This is a genomic window from Pseudomonas sp. yb_9 (genome assembly GCF_043103635.1).
Classification (GTDB): Bacteria; Pseudomonadota; Gammaproteobacteria; order Pseudomonadales; family Pseudomonadaceae; genus Aquipseudomonas; species Aquipseudomonas monteilii.
The window spans coordinates 121307-137082 of the sequence record NZ_JBICKA010000067.1; the positions used below are offsets into that span (position 1 = coordinate 121307).

Consider the following 15776-nt stretch of genomic DNA (forward strand, 5'->3'; position numbering starts at 1 on the left):
CGACGTGTGTGATGCCTCTACTGCAATCATTCCCTTTTCCTGCCCGGCTTGGCGCCGCCATCGGCATGCTGAGCGTGCTGGCGGCTTGCGCCCGGCACCCCACACCGGCCGAGCCACCCACCGCACTGCAAGCGGACCCGCTGGCCAGCCTGCCGGCTGGCACCCGCAAGCAACCTCTGCCGGAGCGCTGGTGGGCACTGTTCCGGGACCCACAGCTCAACCACTGGGTGCAGCAAGCCCTGGCGCACAATCAGGACCTGAAGCAGGCCGAAGCGAATGTGCAGGCCATGCTGGCGGGCATAGGGGAATTCGATGCCAGGCGCTGGCCGTCCACCTCCGTGGGCCTTGCCGCGACGTACGGCAAGAGCGCCGATGACCAGACCCTGGCCGAAGCGACTGACAGCCACGCGCCATCACAATGGCAATTCAACCCGGGCATCGAGTTGGCGTACCAGGTGGACGTCTGGGGCCAGGTACGCGCCGCCATTGCGCGTGCACAGGTGCAGGCTGAAGCCACCCAGGCCGCGCTGGACCTGGTGCGCCTGCAGGTGGTGGCCCAGACCAGCCGGGCCTATATCGACCAGTGCATCTACACGGCTCGCCTGGACGAAGCCCGCCAGTCGCTGCAAACCCTCGACCACAGCGTGCACCTCAGCGAGCGCCAGCACCAGGCCGGCGTTGCCACGGCCCTGGACAGCGAACGCCTGCTGGGCCTGCGCGAACAGATGCGGGCGCGGTTGCCGATGCTGGAGGCCCGACGGCAGATGGCGCTGTACGAGCTGGGCATGCTCAGCGGCCAGGCCTCTTTGGCCGAGGCCAGCACCTGCACGTCCATCCCTTCGCTGTCGGCGCCCTTGCCGGTTGGCGACGGCTGGCAGTTACTCGCACGCCGCCCGGATGTACGCCAGGCCGAACGGGAACTGCAAGCTGCCACGCTCGAGACCGAAATCGTCCGGGCCGACCTGTACCCGAAGGTCAGCTTCGGCGCATCGCTGACGTCCTCGGACCACCACCTTGCCAACCTGGGCGACAGCCGTGCGGTGATGTTCGGCATCGGCCCGCTGATCCGCTGGGAGTTCCCCAACGTCAAAGCCAACCGCGCTCGGGTCGGCAAAGCCGAAGCATTGCAGCAAGCGCAGGTGGCCCATTACCAAGGTGTGGCGTTGCGGGCACTGAAAGACGTGCGCCAGACGCTGGCTCGTTACGACGGCGAGCGACAGCGGTTGCAGGCACTGGACGCGGCCCTGGCGCACAGCCAGCGCGGCTTTGCCCTGGCCCAAAGCAACTACCGGGCCGGCACCGTGGACGGGTTGGCGTTGCTCGACAGCGAGCGTGAACTGATCCGCTTGCGGGGTAGCCATGTCCAGGCCCAAGGGCGCCTGGCACAAGCACAGGTCAACCTGTTTCGCGCTTTGGGCGGGCGGTGGTAGTTCCAAACATCAAGAATGGATAGAGATCATGAATGTTGCTGTAGAACAAACCGCGTCAACCGCCGTTGAGCAAAAGGGCATGGCCGTATCTCGCCGTCTGGCATACATCGCAGGTGGCAGCCTGGCAGCCATCGCCCTGTTGGCCTTCACCAGCTACTGGCTCACCACCGGCCGCTACCTGGAAACCACCGACGACGCCTACATCCGTGCCGACTGGGTGGCCATGAGCCCTCGTGTGGCCGGCTACGTGGCCAAGGTCGAGGTCGATGACGACCAACCGGTAAAAGCCGGCGATGTACTGGTACGCCTGCAAGCCCGCGACTATCAGGCCCGCCTCGACCAGGCCCAGGCCGGCGTGGCCGAAGCCCAGGCGGCGCTGACCGCCACCCAGGCCAGCCAGCAGGTGGCGGCCGAGCGCATCAACCAACAGCAGCAAGCCATCCTGCAGGCAGAAGCCGCCGTGCAGGGCGCTGCAGCCGAACATCGGCGCAGCGAGCTGGACATGCAACGCTACCGTGGCCTGGTGCGTGACGATGCCGCAACGGTACAGCGCCTGGAAAGCGCCAGTGCCGCTGCCTCGCAGGCCCAGGCCGCACTGCAGGGCGCGCAGGCCGCATTGCGCGAACAGCGCGCGCAGTTGGCCATGGCCAAGGCACGATCCGCCCAGGCCGACGCCACGTTGAAACAGAAAGAAGCAGCGCTGGCCCACGCGCTGGCCCGCCAGCGACTGGCCGAACAGGATGAGCAGGACACCATGCTCCGCGCGCCCATCGACGGTGTGGTTGGCCAGCGCCGCGTGCGCGCCGGCCAGTATGTGGTGCCGGGCCAGCCACTGCTGGCCGTGGTGCCCCTGCAGCAGGCCTATGTGGTGGCCAACTACAAGGAAACCCAACTGGCCCACATGCGCGCTGGGCAACCGGTAGAAATACGCGTAGACACCTTCGCCAGCCAGCCACTGCACGGTCATGTGGCCAGTTTCTCGCCAGCCTCCGGCAATGTCTTCGCCCTCCTGCCGTCCGACAATGCCACCGGCAACTTCACCAAGATCGTCCAGCGCTTCCCGGTGCGCATCCTGCTCGACAAACCGCTGGATGGCCCACAAGTGCTGCCCGGCATGTCGGTGGTCACCACCGTCGACACCCGCCCCGCAGAGGTTATCGATGCGCACTGAGCAACCTGTATCGCTGCGTGCCTGGGTGGCAGTGCTGGGTGGCCTGTTCGGCTGCTTCATGGCCGGCATGAACGTGCACGTCACCAGCGCTGCCCTGCCGGAAATCCGCGGCTCGCTGGGCGCCAGCTTCGAGGAAGGCTCGTGGATTTCCACCGCCTACCTGGTGGCAGAAATCGTGATGATTCCGCTGACCGCCTGGCTGGTGGAGGTGTTCTCGCTGCGCCGGGTCATGTGGACCGGCTCGTTCATCTTCCTGGTGGCTTCGGTGGCCTGTTCCTGGGCTCCAAGCCTGGAGGCGATGATCGTGATCCGGGTAGTCCAGGGGGCTGCCGGTGCAGTGCTGATCCCGCTGTCGTTCCAGTTGATCATCACCGAACTGCCGGCCAGCAAGATGGCCATGGGCATGGCGCTGTTCAGCCTGGCCAACAGCGTGGCGCAAGCGGCCGGGCCGTCGATTGGTGGCTGGCTGACCGATGCGTATTCATGGCGCTGGATCTTTTACCTGCAACTGTTCCCCGGCATTGCGCTGCTGTGCGCCATCGCCTGGTCGATCGAGGCCAAGCCGATGAGGCTCGAACTGTTGCGCAAGGGTGACTGGCTGGGTATCGCGGCCATGGTGGTCGGCCTGGGCGGCCTGCAGATCGTGCTGGAAGAAGGCGGCCGGCTGGACTGGTTTGGCTCGCCATTCATTGTCGGCATGAGCGTGCTCGCCGGTATCGCACTGGTGGTGTTCGTGGTGACCCAACTGTTCGGCCAGCGTACGTTCATCAACCTGCGGCTGCTTGGCCGTTACAACTTCGGTGTCGCCAGCGTGGCGATGTTCATCTTTGGCGCCGCCACATTCGGCCTGGTGTTCCTGGTGCCCAACTACCTGTCGCAGTTGCAAGGTTTCAGTGCGCACGACGTAGGCGTGGCGCTGATTGCCTATGGTGTGGTGCAGCTGCTGCTGGCACCGTTGATACCACGCCTGATGGGCTGGACCAGCGCCAAGTTCATGGTCGCCAGTGGCTTTCTGATCATGGCGCTGGGTTGCTGGCTGGGGGCGAGCCTGAGCGCCGACAGTGCCGACAACGTGATCATCCCGTCCACGGTGGTGCGAGGCATTGGCCAGCCGTTCATCATGGTGGCGTTGTCGGTGCTGGCGGTGGCCGGGCTGGACAAGCGCGAGGCCGGCTCGGCCTCGGCGGTGTTCTCCATGCTGCGCAACCTGGGGGGCGCCATTGGCACGGCCGGGTTGACGCAACTGGTGGCGACCCGGGAGCGCTTTCACAGTGAGCGAATTCACGAACAGGTGACGGTGTTCGAGCCCGCGGTGCAGGAGCGTGTCAACCAGACAGTGCAAAGCTGGCTACCGCACCAGCAGCAGGTGCTGGAAGGGTTGGCAGCCACTGTTCGGCGAGAGGCGTACCTGATGGCCTACAGCGATGCGTTCTACCTTGCGTGCCTGGCATTGCTGGGCTGTGCGGTGGCGGCGTTGCTGCTGCGCGCCCAGCGGGCCGCGTGAGGGGGCTGGTACACTGTGCCTCCACACACTGTGCCCGACAGACCAACCGTATGAACCCGACGCGCTACACCACCGTGGCAAAGGACTTGATGGAAGGCATCGCCAGCGGCCGTTACCCGGTGGGCAGCCTGCTGCCGACCGAGTTCGAGCTGTGCGACCTTTACGATGTGAGCCGGCACACGGTGCGCGCGGCCATCAACCAGTTGCTCAACCAGGGGCTGGTATCGCGGCGCAAGCGCGTGGGTACCCGGGTGGAGGCCAGCAGCCCGCGCGGTGGCTACTCGCAATCGCTGGCCAGCGTGGCCGACCTTGCGCACCTGGCCGAAACCCAGCAGCGGGAAATTCAGGACGTGCGGCACTTCGTTGCCGATTTGAGCGAAGCGGCGCGGCTGGGGCTGGTACCGGGTGAGCACTACTTCTGCGTGTCCAGTATCCGCGTCGACCGCCTGCACAATGCGGCGCCCCTTTGCTGGACCGACGTGTATGCGCAGCGCGACTATGCCGAGGTCATCGAACTGGCCCGCGAACACCCCGACCAGCTGATTGCCGGGTTGATCGAACAGCACTATGGCCGGGCGATCGCGGTGGTCGACCAGCAAGTGCGGGCGGTGTTGCTGACAGCGGAAATGGCCCGGGCGCTGAAGGCCGAGGCGGGTTCACCGGGGTTGAAGATCATTCGCCATTACCGCGAGGAAAACGGCGATTTGATGGCGGTTTCCGAGACGGTGCATCCGGATGACCGCTTTACACTGGTCACCCAGATGCGCCGGGATCGCTCGCCTGTCTGATCTCAGGCACACAAGGCCGCTCCTAGAGGGGCCGCAATTGCTGTTCGGCCTCGATCAATTGCTTGCTGCGCACCGACACCACCCGATGATCCCGCGCCAGCCACCCATACACCGTCGGCAGCACGAACAACGTGAACAAGGTGCCCACCAGCATCCCGCACACAATCACCACCCCCAGCCCGAAGCGGCTGTTGGCCCCGGCACCACTGGCGAACAGCAGCGGAAGCACGCCAAATGTCATCGCCGCCGTGGTCATCAGCACAGGCCGCAAACGTATCTGCGCAGCACGGACGATAGCCGCCGCACGATCAAGGTTGTCGCGCACCTGGATCTCGTTGGCGAACTCCACCATCAGGATGCCGTGCTTGCTGATGAGGCCAATCAACGTCACCAGTCCGATCTGCGTGTAGATGTTCAACGTGGCCCAGCCCAGCGCCAGCGGCAGCAGTGCACCGCAGATCGACAGCGGCACGGTCACCAGGATGATCAGCGGATCCACCAGGCTTTCGTACTGCGCCGCCAGCACCAGATAGATCACCACCAACGCGGCAAGAAACGCCCACATCAGGGCAAAGCCCTCCTGCACGTACTGACGTGATTCCGATTGCCAGTCGTGGTTGAAGCCAGGCGGCAACTCACTGGCCAGTTGCTCAAGCAATGCCACGGCATTGCCCATCGACACACCCGGCGCCGGTATCGCCTGCAAGGTGCTGGCATTCTGCTGATCGAATTGTAGCAGGCGATTAGGCGCAACCTCGATATTCAGGTGCACCACCGTGGCCAGCGGCACCAGGCTGTTGTCCTCGGCGCGCACATACTGGCGGTTGAGCGCCGCAGGCGTCAGGCGCTGGTCCTGAATGCTCTGCGGAATCACGTCGTAGGAGCGCCCGAACAGGGCGAAGCGATTGAGGTACTGCTCGCCCACCAGCACACCCAGCGACTCGCCGATGGCCTGCATGCTGATGCCCAGGCTGGCTGCCTTGGCCCGGTCGATGCGCACCTTCACCACCGGGTTGTTGTAGTCCAGGTCACTGTCCACCACGGCGAACAAACCACTGTCGCGGGCACGCTGCTTGAGGGCTTCCATGGTCTGATAGAGCTCGGGGTAGTCATGGGCACTGCGCAGCACCATCTGCACCGGCAAGCCTCCGCTGGAACCCGGTAGCGAGGCCACCTGGAAGGCGAAAATGCTGCTGCCTTCGATGTCCGCAACTGCCTGTTGAAGCTGCGCCTGCACCTGTCCAGCAGAGCGCTCGCGAGCCTGCCAGGCACTGAGGTTGATGCCGCCGAAACTGGCGGCCGGGCCGTCGGTGCCGTTGATGATCCAGGTGTCGGTGGTTTCGGCAATGGACTTCATCACCTGGTCGAGCTTCAGCGCAAAGCGTTCCGCATACTCCAGGCTGGCATGCTGCGGCGACTTGATGGCCGTAAGCACCGCCGCCTGGTCCTCGGGGGGTGCCAGTTCGCGCTGTGGCAGCAGGTACAGCCAGGGCAGGCTCAGGCACACCAGCAGTGCCACGCCGCCACTGATCCAGCGATGAGACAGGGTGTAAGCCAGCACCCGCCCGTAAGCCCCGGTCAGCGCCCCGAACAACCGGTCCGCCAGGTTGGCCATTGCGCCGTGCTGCTGACCGGGTTGCAGCAGCAGCGAGCTCATCACCGGCGACAAGGTAAGCGCTACCACGCCAGACACGATCACCGCCCCCGCCAGGGTCAGGGCGAACTCGCGGAACAGCGTGCCGGTCAGCCCGCCCATCAGCCCGATGGGTGCATAAACCGCCGCCAGTGTGAGGGTCATGGCAATCACCGGCCCGGCAATTTCCCGTGCCCCGGCCAATGCCGCAGCAACCGGCGACTTGCCCTCCTCGATATGGCGGTGCACGTTCTCCACCACCACGATGGCATCATCCACCACCAGGCCGATGGCCAATACCATCGCCAGCAAGGTCAGCAGGTTGAGGCTGAAGCCGAACAGCAGCATCAGGCCCGCAGCGCCGAGCATCGACAACGGGATGGCCACCACCGCAATCAACACACTGCGCAGCGAACCCAGGCACAGCCAGATCACCAGCACCACGATCAGCATCGCTTCTACCAGGGTGCGCAGCACCTCGTGGATGGAGGCGTCGATGAAGCGTGCGGTCTCGTAGGCCAACGCCACATGCACACCCGGTGGCAGGGTCTGCTGAATCTGCGGCAGCAGCTGGCGAATGCCCTCGACAATCACCAGCGGGTTGCCGGTTGGCGTGGGGAACAAGCCCAGGTGCACGGCCGGTTTGCCATCCATGGTGGCACTGGTCTGGGTGGCCGCCGCACTCAGCTCGACGGTGCCGACATCGCGCAGGCGTACCAGGTCGGTGCCCGCGTTACGGATGATCAGCTCGCGAAAGTCCTCGACCCGGGTGAGGTCGGTGTCCACCTGGATGTCGGCCAGCACGTACTGGCCGCGCACCTGGCCGGGCGTTGCCTGGTAGTTGTTGGCACGCACTGCCTGCGCCACATCGGCTGCCGTCACCCCGCGCCCGGCCATGCGCTCGCTGTCCAGCCACAGGCGCATCGCCAGGCGCTGCCCGCCGAACGACTGCACCTTCGCCACGCCGTCGATGCCGGAGAACTGCGGTTCCACCACCCGCGACAGGTAATCGCTCAGCTCGGGTATCGACAAGGTATCGCTGGCAAAGCCTACGTAGGCGACGGCAGTGGAGTCACCTGCCGACAGCTCCACCACCGGGTCGTAGGCTTTTTCCGGCAGGCGATAGCGCACCTGGTTGACCTTGGCCATGGTCTCGGCCAGTGCCTGGGTCGAGTCGCGGTTCAGCACCATGCGCAGGGTAATCAGGCTGCGTCCCTGCTGCGAGGACGAGGACAGGTAGTCGATGCCCTCCACCGATGACACCGCCTGGGTAATCGGTTGGGTCACGAAGCCTTGCATCAGCTCGGCAGAGGCCCCGGGGTACTCGGTGCTGATGGTGATAGTCGAGCTTTCCAGCAACGGGTACTGGCGGATCGGCAGTTTGCCCATGGCAAACAGCCCCAGCAGGATGATCAGGCTGCTGACCACCAGCGCCAGCACCGGGCGGCGCACGAAGACGTCAGTGAACTTCACGATTGCCGCCCTCCCTGGCTGGCCTGCAGGCTGTCCTGGGCCACCGGCTCGACAGACATGCCATCGTTCAGTTTCAGCTGGCCAGAGACCACCACCTGATCACCCGGCGCAAGACCAGAGGTCACCTCCACCCGCCCCTGCCAGCGCTCACCGGTGGTGACCTGCACCCGTTTCACACGGGTGCCGTGTTCCGCGTCCCGGGTGGCGACGAACACCGTCTGCCCATAGGCGGTGTAGGTAATTGCGGTTTCCGGCACGGCCAGCACGGTCGATGGCTGCGCCGCGTCCAGGCGCACGCTGGCGTACATGCCCGGTTGCAACTGCCCGTCCGGGTTCGCCAAGGCGGCCTGCACCTGCACCAGGCGCGCCTTGCTGACAACCGGGTCGACCGCCACTACCTGGGCCTGAAAGCCTTGGCCGCGCACGGCATCCACACCCAGTGCCAGCACCTGCCCCACCTGCACCTCGGGCGCGGCCTGCTCGCCCAGGGAAAAGTTGACGTGCAACAGGCGGGTATCTGCCAGGCTGACGATGGTCTCGCCAGCGCCCAGGTATTGGCCCTGATGCACCCGGCGAATACCCAGCTTGCCGGCGAACGGCGCACGGATTGCCTTCTGCGCGATCAACGCCTCGACGTGCTGCAACTCGCCGCTGGCCACATCCACGGCAGTGGCGGCGTTATCGAACAGCTCCTGCGAAACGGCATGCATTGCCAGCAGTTTGCGGCTGCGCTGCAACACCACTTCGGCGTTGCGCAGTTTGGCCCGCAACTGCACGCGCTGTGCCTGCTCCGGGGCGTCATTGAGCTGCACCAGCACCTGCCCGGCCGTGACGGTCTGCCCCGACTCGAACGCGATACCGGTAATGCGCCCCGCCACCTCGGCCGCCACCTGCACCTGGTTGACCGCCTCCAGCTCCCCCGAGGCAAAGTTCTGCCGCGCCACCTGCACCTGCTCGGCCGTGGCCAGCGCCACCTTGGTTGCCGGCCATGCGGCGGCAGCGGGCTGCGTCGAGCTGTTGCCCACCAGCGCATAGGCGCCCGCCAGCACACCTGCCACAGCGCCGGCACAGGCCAGTAACGTCCTTTTGTTCATGCAGTGCTCCGATCAATCAGGAAAGCGGTTGCGGGGAAGATCGGGCAGGACTATAAGAGCTCAACTTAACTTGAGGTCAACAGGTATGGCAGTGGACAACACGCGGATGCTCACGGTAGGCGAAGTGGCCAAACGCAGCGGCGTGGCAGTCTCTGCGCTGCACTTCTACGAGTCCAAGGGGCTGATCGCCAGTGTCCGCACCGCCGGCAACCAGCGCCGCTTTCCCGCGCTGGTGCTGCGTACGCTGGCGATCATCAAGGTGGCGCAGCGCACCGGTATTCCGCTGGAGGAAATCAAGCAGGCGTTCAGCCGTTATGCGCCCAACAGCAAGCTCACGGCAGCGCAATGGGGCGAGATGTCCACGGCCTGGCGCGAAGACCTGAACGCCCGCATCCGCACGCTGGAGGCGCTGCGCGACAGCCTGGACAACTGCATTGGTTGCGGTTGCCTGTCGCTGGAAGACTGCCCGCTGCGTAACCCCGAGGATGTGCTGAGCAAGGAGGGTAGCGGGGCGCGGATTCTCGAAAAGAAGGCCCGCTAGCCGCTCCCGTGTCAGTCGGCCTTGCCCAGCACAAAACGATCAAAGTGCTCGATATGCTCATCCAGGTTGTCTTCGAGCATCATCCGGTACTGTTCGCAGAAGTACTTCAGAATCTCTTCCCGGGCGGCCGCCAGCTCCGCGCCGCTCTTGAAGCTGCGGGCACTCATCCAGGCGCTGAAACGGGTTGCGCCGAAGGTGAGCGAGGCGCTGACCTTGCCCAGGTCTTCGAATTTTTCGATCTGCTGGTTGGCCAGGTCGATGTGCGCATCGGCGCGGTCGTAAAAGGCCTGATCGGTAGCTTGGGTCATTGCGGTTCACCTGGTAACGGAAGCCCAAGCCTTGCATGGCGGCGCGCATACGTGCAAGGCTGAAAAAGGATCACCCGCAACGACAAAGGAAGCAAAACACCTTATGCCAGGAACCACACGTATCCATCGCTACTTGCGCCCACTGCCTGCAAACCGCACTGCAGCCAGTGGGCGTGACCTCACAGGCAAACGCGTCATCCGCCTCGCCTCCAAACTCGCAACACTGCTCTGCACGCCCCGCTCTGCACCGCCTTACCTCTGTGTCACGCCCGAGCGTGCACCTGCCAAACGCCTGCCCCCGACCTGACTGCCAACGCTGCAGCGCACAACGCCGTTCTCGCTTGCTACAGGCGGGATGTCTGACGCACTTACAGGGGCAACACGCAATGCTTTTATTTCAAGGCAAACAAATTCACAGCGCCATCTTCGACATGGATGGCACCCTCTTCGACACCGAGCGCTTGCGTTTCAGAACGCTCAAGCAAGCCTCGCTGGAAATCTTCGGCAAGGCACTGGGCGAACACACACTGATCGGCTCGCTGGGCCTGAGCGCGAAAAAAGCCGAAGCCCTCGCCAAGGCGCACAACGGTGAAGACTTCCCGTACGCCGAAATCCGCAAACGCGCGGATGAACTTGAGCTGGAGTACGTGCGCAATCACGGCGTACCGATCAAGGCCGGTCTGCTGGAAGTGCTAGAGCGCCTGCGCAAGTCGGGCCTGACCATGGCGGTAGCCACGTCCAGCCGCCGTGCCATCGCCGAGGAATACCTGATCAACGCCAACGTGCTGAAGTATTTCGATATCACCGTCTGCGGCGATGAAGTCAGCCAGGGTAAACCCCACCCCGAGATTTTCCTGAAAGCCGCCCGCGCGCTCAATTGCGAGCCGGACCAATGCTTCATGGTCGAGGACTCAGAGAACGGCATGCGCTCGGCAATGCGCGCTCAAGGGCAGGCGATTCTTATCGAAGACATCAAGCCGCCGGCCCCCGAGATCAAGGCAGGCGCGCTCAAGGCCTACCGCAGCATGACCGAGTTCCTGGCCGATTTGAGCGAGTGCGTTCCCGACCTGGGCATGCCCGAACTGTACGAAAACTTCCCGGCCTCCATGAACCAGTTCCGCGTGGGCATCCATGGTTTCGGCGCCATCGGGGGTGGCTACCTGACGCAGGTCTTTTCCCATTGGGATGGCTACACCCGGCCTTGTGAGATCATTGCCGCGACCCGCTCGCGCATGTTGCGTGAAAGCGTCAATGCCTTCGGCCGTTACAGCGTGCGCTACGGGGCCACTTCGTTCGACCAGACCATCGACAATGTGCGCATGATCGACATGGACGATGATGATGCACTGATCCAGATGTACACCGCTGCCGAAATTATCGGCCTCAGCCTGCCCGAGCAGGCCATCCGCAACCAGGCGCAGGTGATTGCCAAAGGCCTGTTGAAGCGCTTCGAACGCCGTGGCCGTGAGCTGACGTTGCTGATCGTGCTGAACAAGGTGGGCGGCGCTGCGTTTGTGCGCCGCCATGTGCAAGCGGAGCTGGCATTGCTGTGCCCGCCAGCAATCGGCGAGCAAGTGCTGGAAAAGACCCACTTCGCCGAAACGGTGGTCAGCCGCATCGTCTCCAAGCTCAGCAACGACGCACTGGTACGGCAACTGCGCATCAAGTCGCAGATGTTCCAGAACAGCCTGGAAGACGAGCCGGCAGTCGCCACAAAGGCATCGACGCCAGTGCCTGAATACGAACGGCTGATCGGGCGCTTCAGGCCCTTTGCCCAGCCCAGCAGTGCGATGAGCCAGTTGCACCTGATCCTGTTCAACAGCGAACCCGACATGCCGCTGTATGTAGAGCACGGCAGCGACCTGCTCGAACGCCTGCGCCAGGTAAAAACGGTGCCTGACATCACCCAGATCCAGGTCATCAAGAACCGCTTGTGGAATGGCCCGCATGCCATCGTTGCCTGGTACGCCAGCCTGCTGGGCCATGACTCGGTAGGCCAAGGTATGGGCGATGCACAGGTGAGCGAACTGGCCGAGCGCCTGATTCGCCAGGAAGTCGGCCCCGCACTGGTGGCGGAATACCCACAGATGGCGGAAGTGGTCAGCCGTTTTGCCGAGACCTTCCTGGAACGCTGCAAAACCTCGTTCAAAGACCCTTGTGCCCGGGTGGGGCGCGACCCGTTGCGCAAGCTTCAGCGCAACGAACGCATTTTCAGCAGCATCGAGCTGGCCCACAAGCATGGTATTGAAACCCCGGCCCTGGTGTTTGGCGCGGCACTGGCCATTCACCATGCCCTGCGCTGCACAGATGACAAAGCGCTGGAGGCCCAGGCCATCAGGCAGGCCTATCGTGAAAACGACGCCAGTGTCGAGGCCGTGCTTACCCTCGGGGTTGACGGTAATGGCAAGCGCTTTCCAGGGCTGGACCCGATCACGGATGCACAGCTGATCAGCGCCATTTCAGAGGCTTTCCGGCAGTACCCGCAAAGGGCTGTGGCAAACCGACCGGGCGTCCTTTGCATAGGCGCATGAACCATAGACGCAAGAACAGCGGTCTATCCCCTGTTCCGAGGGTAATCAGGTAAGAGTCGCGAATGGCCTCGGCCATGCACTCAAGGCATCAAGCTGCATCAGCGCCTGCAACAGCATCAGCTGGCGTGCGGCAGAGGGGGCTTCGGCTTCGGGCAGTTGTGCCAGCGCGTGCAAGTAGGCGGCCTCAAGCTTCCTGCGGCGGAAACGGTCGATCAACAGGCCCTTCGCCCTGCTCCTCAATCAGGCCCTGGGTTACTACAAGGTTTCATCGCCTTGCCTCAAGCGTGGCGCACGCAAGGGCGGCTCAGATGGAGCAAATTCGGATGACTTGTAGGACGCTTCTGATTCTCTGTGCCAAGCGCTTGAGGCCGCCCCGTGGGTGTTAGGTTTCTAACCCTATCCACCCACAGGGAGCTTGAGGATGCGCGTCAGTCTAGAGGGAAAAGGCCAGGCGGTAGATGGCGATGTGACCACCACGGGAGCTATCTGTATCGCGACGGGGGCCGGCTATCTCGACGAGGGCCGAATGGTGCTCCGTGAAGGCGACCAGACCACGCCATGCCCTCTTTGTGGGCAGGTGGGAATGGTCGCCGAAGGTGTGGACCACTTCATTTCCGATGGACAGCGCGTGGCCATGGATGGTGCGCTGGTTGTCTGTGGCTGTTCGCCGGGCAGCAATCGGGTGGTCGCACCGCTGTATCAAGCACCGCCACCCATGCAACCCGTAGCAGGGCTTGCCAATGCTCACTTTGCCGAGCCGTCAAACGCGGTCTACCCGGAGCGTTTCTCCCAGCCTGTAATAGGTGCACTGCCCGGTACGCTGGAGCCTGGCTTCTATGTGGTTCCCCGGCGCATGTCGTTCCCCGAGGTGCTGCTGCACTTGGCCGAGCATGATGCCACGTTACCGATTTCCCGATTGCAGCGGCTCAATCCAACGTTTGAACAAGGGTTCAAAGCAGGGGAAATTTTCGTCATCGGTGATCCTGACAACGGTGACGCCTGCACACGCGAAGAGGGAGAACTGATGGCCGCAGCGCAGCATGCGCGGCGTGCGCTGGCAGTGCTCGACTACGCCGAAGCGGATTTCATGATGGAGCACCAGGCCGAAATCGCAGGTTTGCTCAGCAACGCCAGCCTGTCCATGGGCGTGGGCAAGGACATGCTGGACCAAGGCTTGAAACAGGTCAGTCATACATTGACGAGTATCGAGCAACTGCACCAGCGGGAGTTCATGCGCCACGGCCACCTGAACAGCCCAGGCTTCTTCGCCGAACGGCGGCGCCTTCTGCAGCAACTGGATGGACAGCTGAAAACAGCATTTTTGAACAAGCAACTGAACCTTGGAAATTATGAGCGCTTGAGGAAGAGCTTGAATATTTCGACCAAGAGCCTGGTGCATCATTGGTCGAAAGCGGGTGGGCCGGGGCAGATTCCGGGGTATGCAACGCATCTGGATAAGGTGGCGAAGCTCGGCAGGTATCTTAAACATGGCGGGCATGTTGCGATTGGGCTCGGCGGTACTTCTTCCTATTTGAAAGTAAAGGAGGCATGTCAAGCAGGAGAAACCGAAGCTTGTAAGGTTGTGCGCCTCAAGGAAGCTGGAAGTTTCAGTGGCGGTGTTGTTGGTGGGGCTGCGGGTGGCTTTATCACAGGATTAGCAGCCACTTCAATTTGCGGTGTTTTCGCTATTGGAACCGCAGGAATTGGAGCACCAATATGTGGTATTGCCGTTGTTGGAACGGGCTCTCTGGCGGGAAGCGTGGCTGGCGAGGCTGTGGGGGAAATGGTGGGAGAAAAGATCTATGAGTCTATCGCTGATTGATATAAATACCTGGCCACTGAAAATTCAATTGATTTTTCTCGTTGCGCCATTTGCCTTAAGTTCAGCCGGCCTTGTAATTAGTGGTTTTGTGGCTTGGTCTCGTGAATTTGACGTTATCAACAGCTCCATACGAAGCAATGCCTATTTAGAGCAAATGAAGCGATTGCTGGGGACTACTACCTACCGGGCACGATGGATGCTGACTTGTGCTGCCTGCGGCCTACTCACTTTTCCTCGGCTTCACTCAAGAATAGGTCTGGTGAGCCCTGATGAGCTTAAGAATTTTCCGTCAAAGTTAAAGCTCAAGCTGGTTTCTTCGAGTTGGCTCATCATCATTGGCTCGGCCTGGCTATTGATTGCTTTTGCGATGGTAAGGCATTAGAAAATTGAGTGATAAGACCCGCAATTGCGGGTCTCCACCCTTCTGAACGGCCTTGTCGTCGAACCGAAACCTGTCCCGCCTGTAAACCCTCGACTGCCGCCTTCACCATCCGCATTTTGCCCCACGCCCCGAGCACCAACCCGAGCGTCACCACGCAGCAGGTTTTCGCGCATGCTTGTTTTTCCGAAAAGCGATGACACATCGCTTGCATATGACACTTTGTGTCATTAAGATCGCACTGTGTCCTGATGACAGTCACCTGTCCATCAGCAACCCATTGCCCTTTCCCATGCAGGTACCGCCCATGACGACCACCATGCAGGTTCCCAAGGACCAGTTGGTCAAACTCGCCCAGCAACAAATGCTGACCGCGCTGGCCGACAACACCTACACCGCCCGGCAAAAGCTCGCCCTCACCTGCCGCATCCTCTTCGACGGCGGCCACGACTCAGGCCTGGCCGGGCAGATCACCGCCCGCGCGCAGGAGCCCGGCACCTACTACACCCAACAACTGGGCCTGGGCTTCGACGAAATCGCCGCCTCCAACCTGCTGGTGGTGGACGAGGACCTCACCGTGCTGCAAGGCCGCGGCATGGCCAACCCGGCCAACCGCTTCCACAGCTGGCTGTACCGCGCCCGCCCCGACGTCAACTGCATCATCCACACCCACCCGCTGCACAGCGCCGCGCTGTCAATGCTGGAAGTGCCGCTGGCCATCTCGCACATGGACCTGTGCCCACTGTTCGACGACTGTGCCTTCCTCAAGGAGTGGCCCGGCGTGCCAGTAGGCAACGAAGAAGGCGAAATCATCGCGAAGGCGATTGGCGACAAACGCGCCATCCTGCTTTCCCACCACGGCCTGCTGATTGCCGGTGGCTCGATTGAAGAAGCCTGCGTGCTCGCCCTGCTGTTCGAACGCGCGGCAAAGATGCAACTGCTGGCCATGGGCGCCGGTGACATACGCCCCATCCCAGAAGCACTGGGCAAAGAGGCCCACGACTGGATCTCCACCCCCAAACGTCATGGCGCCGCGTTCAGCTACTACGCGCGCCGTGCCTTGCGTGCCCATGGCGACTGCCTGGGCTGATCGAAGCTGTAC

At 62.9% G+C, this 15776-nt stretch carries 13 protein-coding genes; 9 read left to right on the plus strand and 4 right to left on the minus strand.

Annotation, left to right across the window (positions count from 1 at the left end):
- The first annotated feature begins 11 nt into the window (after positions 1 to 11).
- From ACF8MI_RS18840 to ACF8MI_RS18855, 4 genes are read left to right on the plus strand one after another with little or no spacing between them, the layout of a single operon-like run.
- Positions 12 to 1430: an efflux transporter outer membrane subunit gene (locus ACF8MI_RS18840; RefSeq protein WP_200929202.1), complete on the plus strand. Its 1419-nt coding sequence runs from the start codon at positions 12 to 14 to the stop codon at positions 1428 to 1430.
- Positions 1431 to 1458: 28 nt separating this feature from the next.
- A complete protein-coding gene (locus ACF8MI_RS18845) occupies positions 1459 to 2601 on the plus strand; it encodes an HlyD family secretion protein (RefSeq protein ID WP_156867065.1) in 1143 nt (380 codons plus the stop codon).
- A complete protein-coding gene (locus ACF8MI_RS18850; RefSeq protein WP_200929200.1) occupies positions 2591 to 4105 on the plus strand; it encodes a DHA2 family efflux MFS transporter permease subunit in 1515 nt (504 codons plus the stop codon). The genes ACF8MI_RS18845 and ACF8MI_RS18850 overlap by 11 nt, the downstream gene beginning before the upstream one ends.
- 50 nt (positions 4106 to 4155) lie before the next feature.
- Complete coding sequence (locus tag ACF8MI_RS18855; protein WP_060498822.1) at positions 4156 to 4893, plus strand: GntR family transcriptional regulator; 738 nt, start codon at positions 4156 to 4158, stop codon at positions 4891 to 4893.
- Positions 4894 to 4915: 22 nt separating this feature from the next.
- On the opposite strand, the gene ACF8MI_RS18860 is transcribed toward ACF8MI_RS18855, so the two are convergent.
- Positions 4916 to 7999 (minus strand): MexW/MexI family multidrug efflux RND transporter permease subunit, encoded by a 3084-nt coding sequence (locus tag ACF8MI_RS18860; RefSeq protein ID WP_200929199.1) that lies wholly within the window; start codon positions 7997 to 7999, stop codon positions 4916 to 4918.
- Entirely contained in the window at positions 7996 to 9093 is a 1098-nt protein-coding gene (locus ACF8MI_RS18865) for an efflux RND transporter periplasmic adaptor subunit (protein WP_060498820.1), read from the minus strand. Before ACF8MI_RS18865 ends, ACF8MI_RS18860 begins: the two co-directional genes overlap by 4 nt.
- 85 nt (positions 9094 to 9178) lie before the next feature.
- Here ACF8MI_RS18865 and soxR point away from each other — a divergent pair, with 85 nt between their 5' ends.
- Positions 9179 to 9634 carry a redox-sensitive transcriptional activator SoxR gene (soxR, locus tag ACF8MI_RS18870; RefSeq protein ID WP_060498819.1) on the plus strand — a complete coding sequence of 152 codons (456 nt, stop codon included), beginning with the start codon at positions 9179 to 9181 and terminating at the stop codon, positions 9632 to 9634.
- Between the two features lie 11 nt (positions 9635 to 9645).
- Here soxR and ACF8MI_RS18875 read toward each other — a convergent pair whose 3' ends face one another.
- Positions 9646 to 9942, minus strand: coding sequence for a DUF3144 domain-containing protein (locus ACF8MI_RS18875; protein WP_060498818.1), 297 nt, complete (start codon positions 9940 to 9942; stop codon positions 9646 to 9648).
- Positions 9943 to 10328: 386 nt separating this feature from the next.
- On the opposite strand from ACF8MI_RS18875, the gene mtlD reads away from it, so the two are divergent.
- Positions 10329 to 12473: a bifunctional mannitol-1-phosphate dehydrogenase/phosphatase gene (mtlD, locus tag ACF8MI_RS18880; protein WP_156867061.1), complete on the plus strand. Its 2145-nt coding sequence runs from the start codon at positions 10329 to 10331 to the stop codon at positions 12471 to 12473.
- Between the two features lie 45 nt (positions 12474 to 12518).
- Here the strand turns inward: mtlD and ACF8MI_RS18885 are convergent, their stop codons facing one another.
- Positions 12519 to 12689, minus strand: a complete 171-nt coding sequence (locus ACF8MI_RS18885; protein ID WP_156342128.1) for a hypothetical protein — start codon at positions 12687 to 12689, stop codon at positions 12519 to 12521.
- A 205-nt stretch (positions 12690 to 12894) separates the two neighbouring features.
- On the opposite strand from ACF8MI_RS18885, the gene ACF8MI_RS18890 reads away from it, so the two are divergent.
- From ACF8MI_RS18890 to ACF8MI_RS18900, 3 genes are all read left to right on the plus strand, one after another.
- Positions 12895 to 14295, plus strand: coding sequence for a PAAR domain-containing protein (locus ACF8MI_RS18890; protein WP_156867060.1), 1401 nt, complete (start codon positions 12895 to 12897; stop codon positions 14293 to 14295).
- On the plus strand, positions 14276 to 14677 hold the full coding sequence (locus tag ACF8MI_RS18895) for a hypothetical protein (protein ID WP_164524253.1): 402 nt from the start codon (positions 14276 to 14278) through the stop codon (positions 14675 to 14677). The genes ACF8MI_RS18890 and ACF8MI_RS18895 overlap by 20 nt, the downstream gene beginning before the upstream one ends.
- A 304-nt stretch (positions 14678 to 14981) precedes the next feature.
- The gene (locus ACF8MI_RS18900) at positions 14982 to 15764 is read left to right on the plus strand and encodes an aldolase (RefSeq protein ID WP_060498816.1); all 783 of its coding nucleotides are present in this window, start codon (positions 14982 to 14984) and stop codon (positions 15762 to 15764) included.
- Positions 15765 to 15776: the final 12 nt, after the last annotated feature.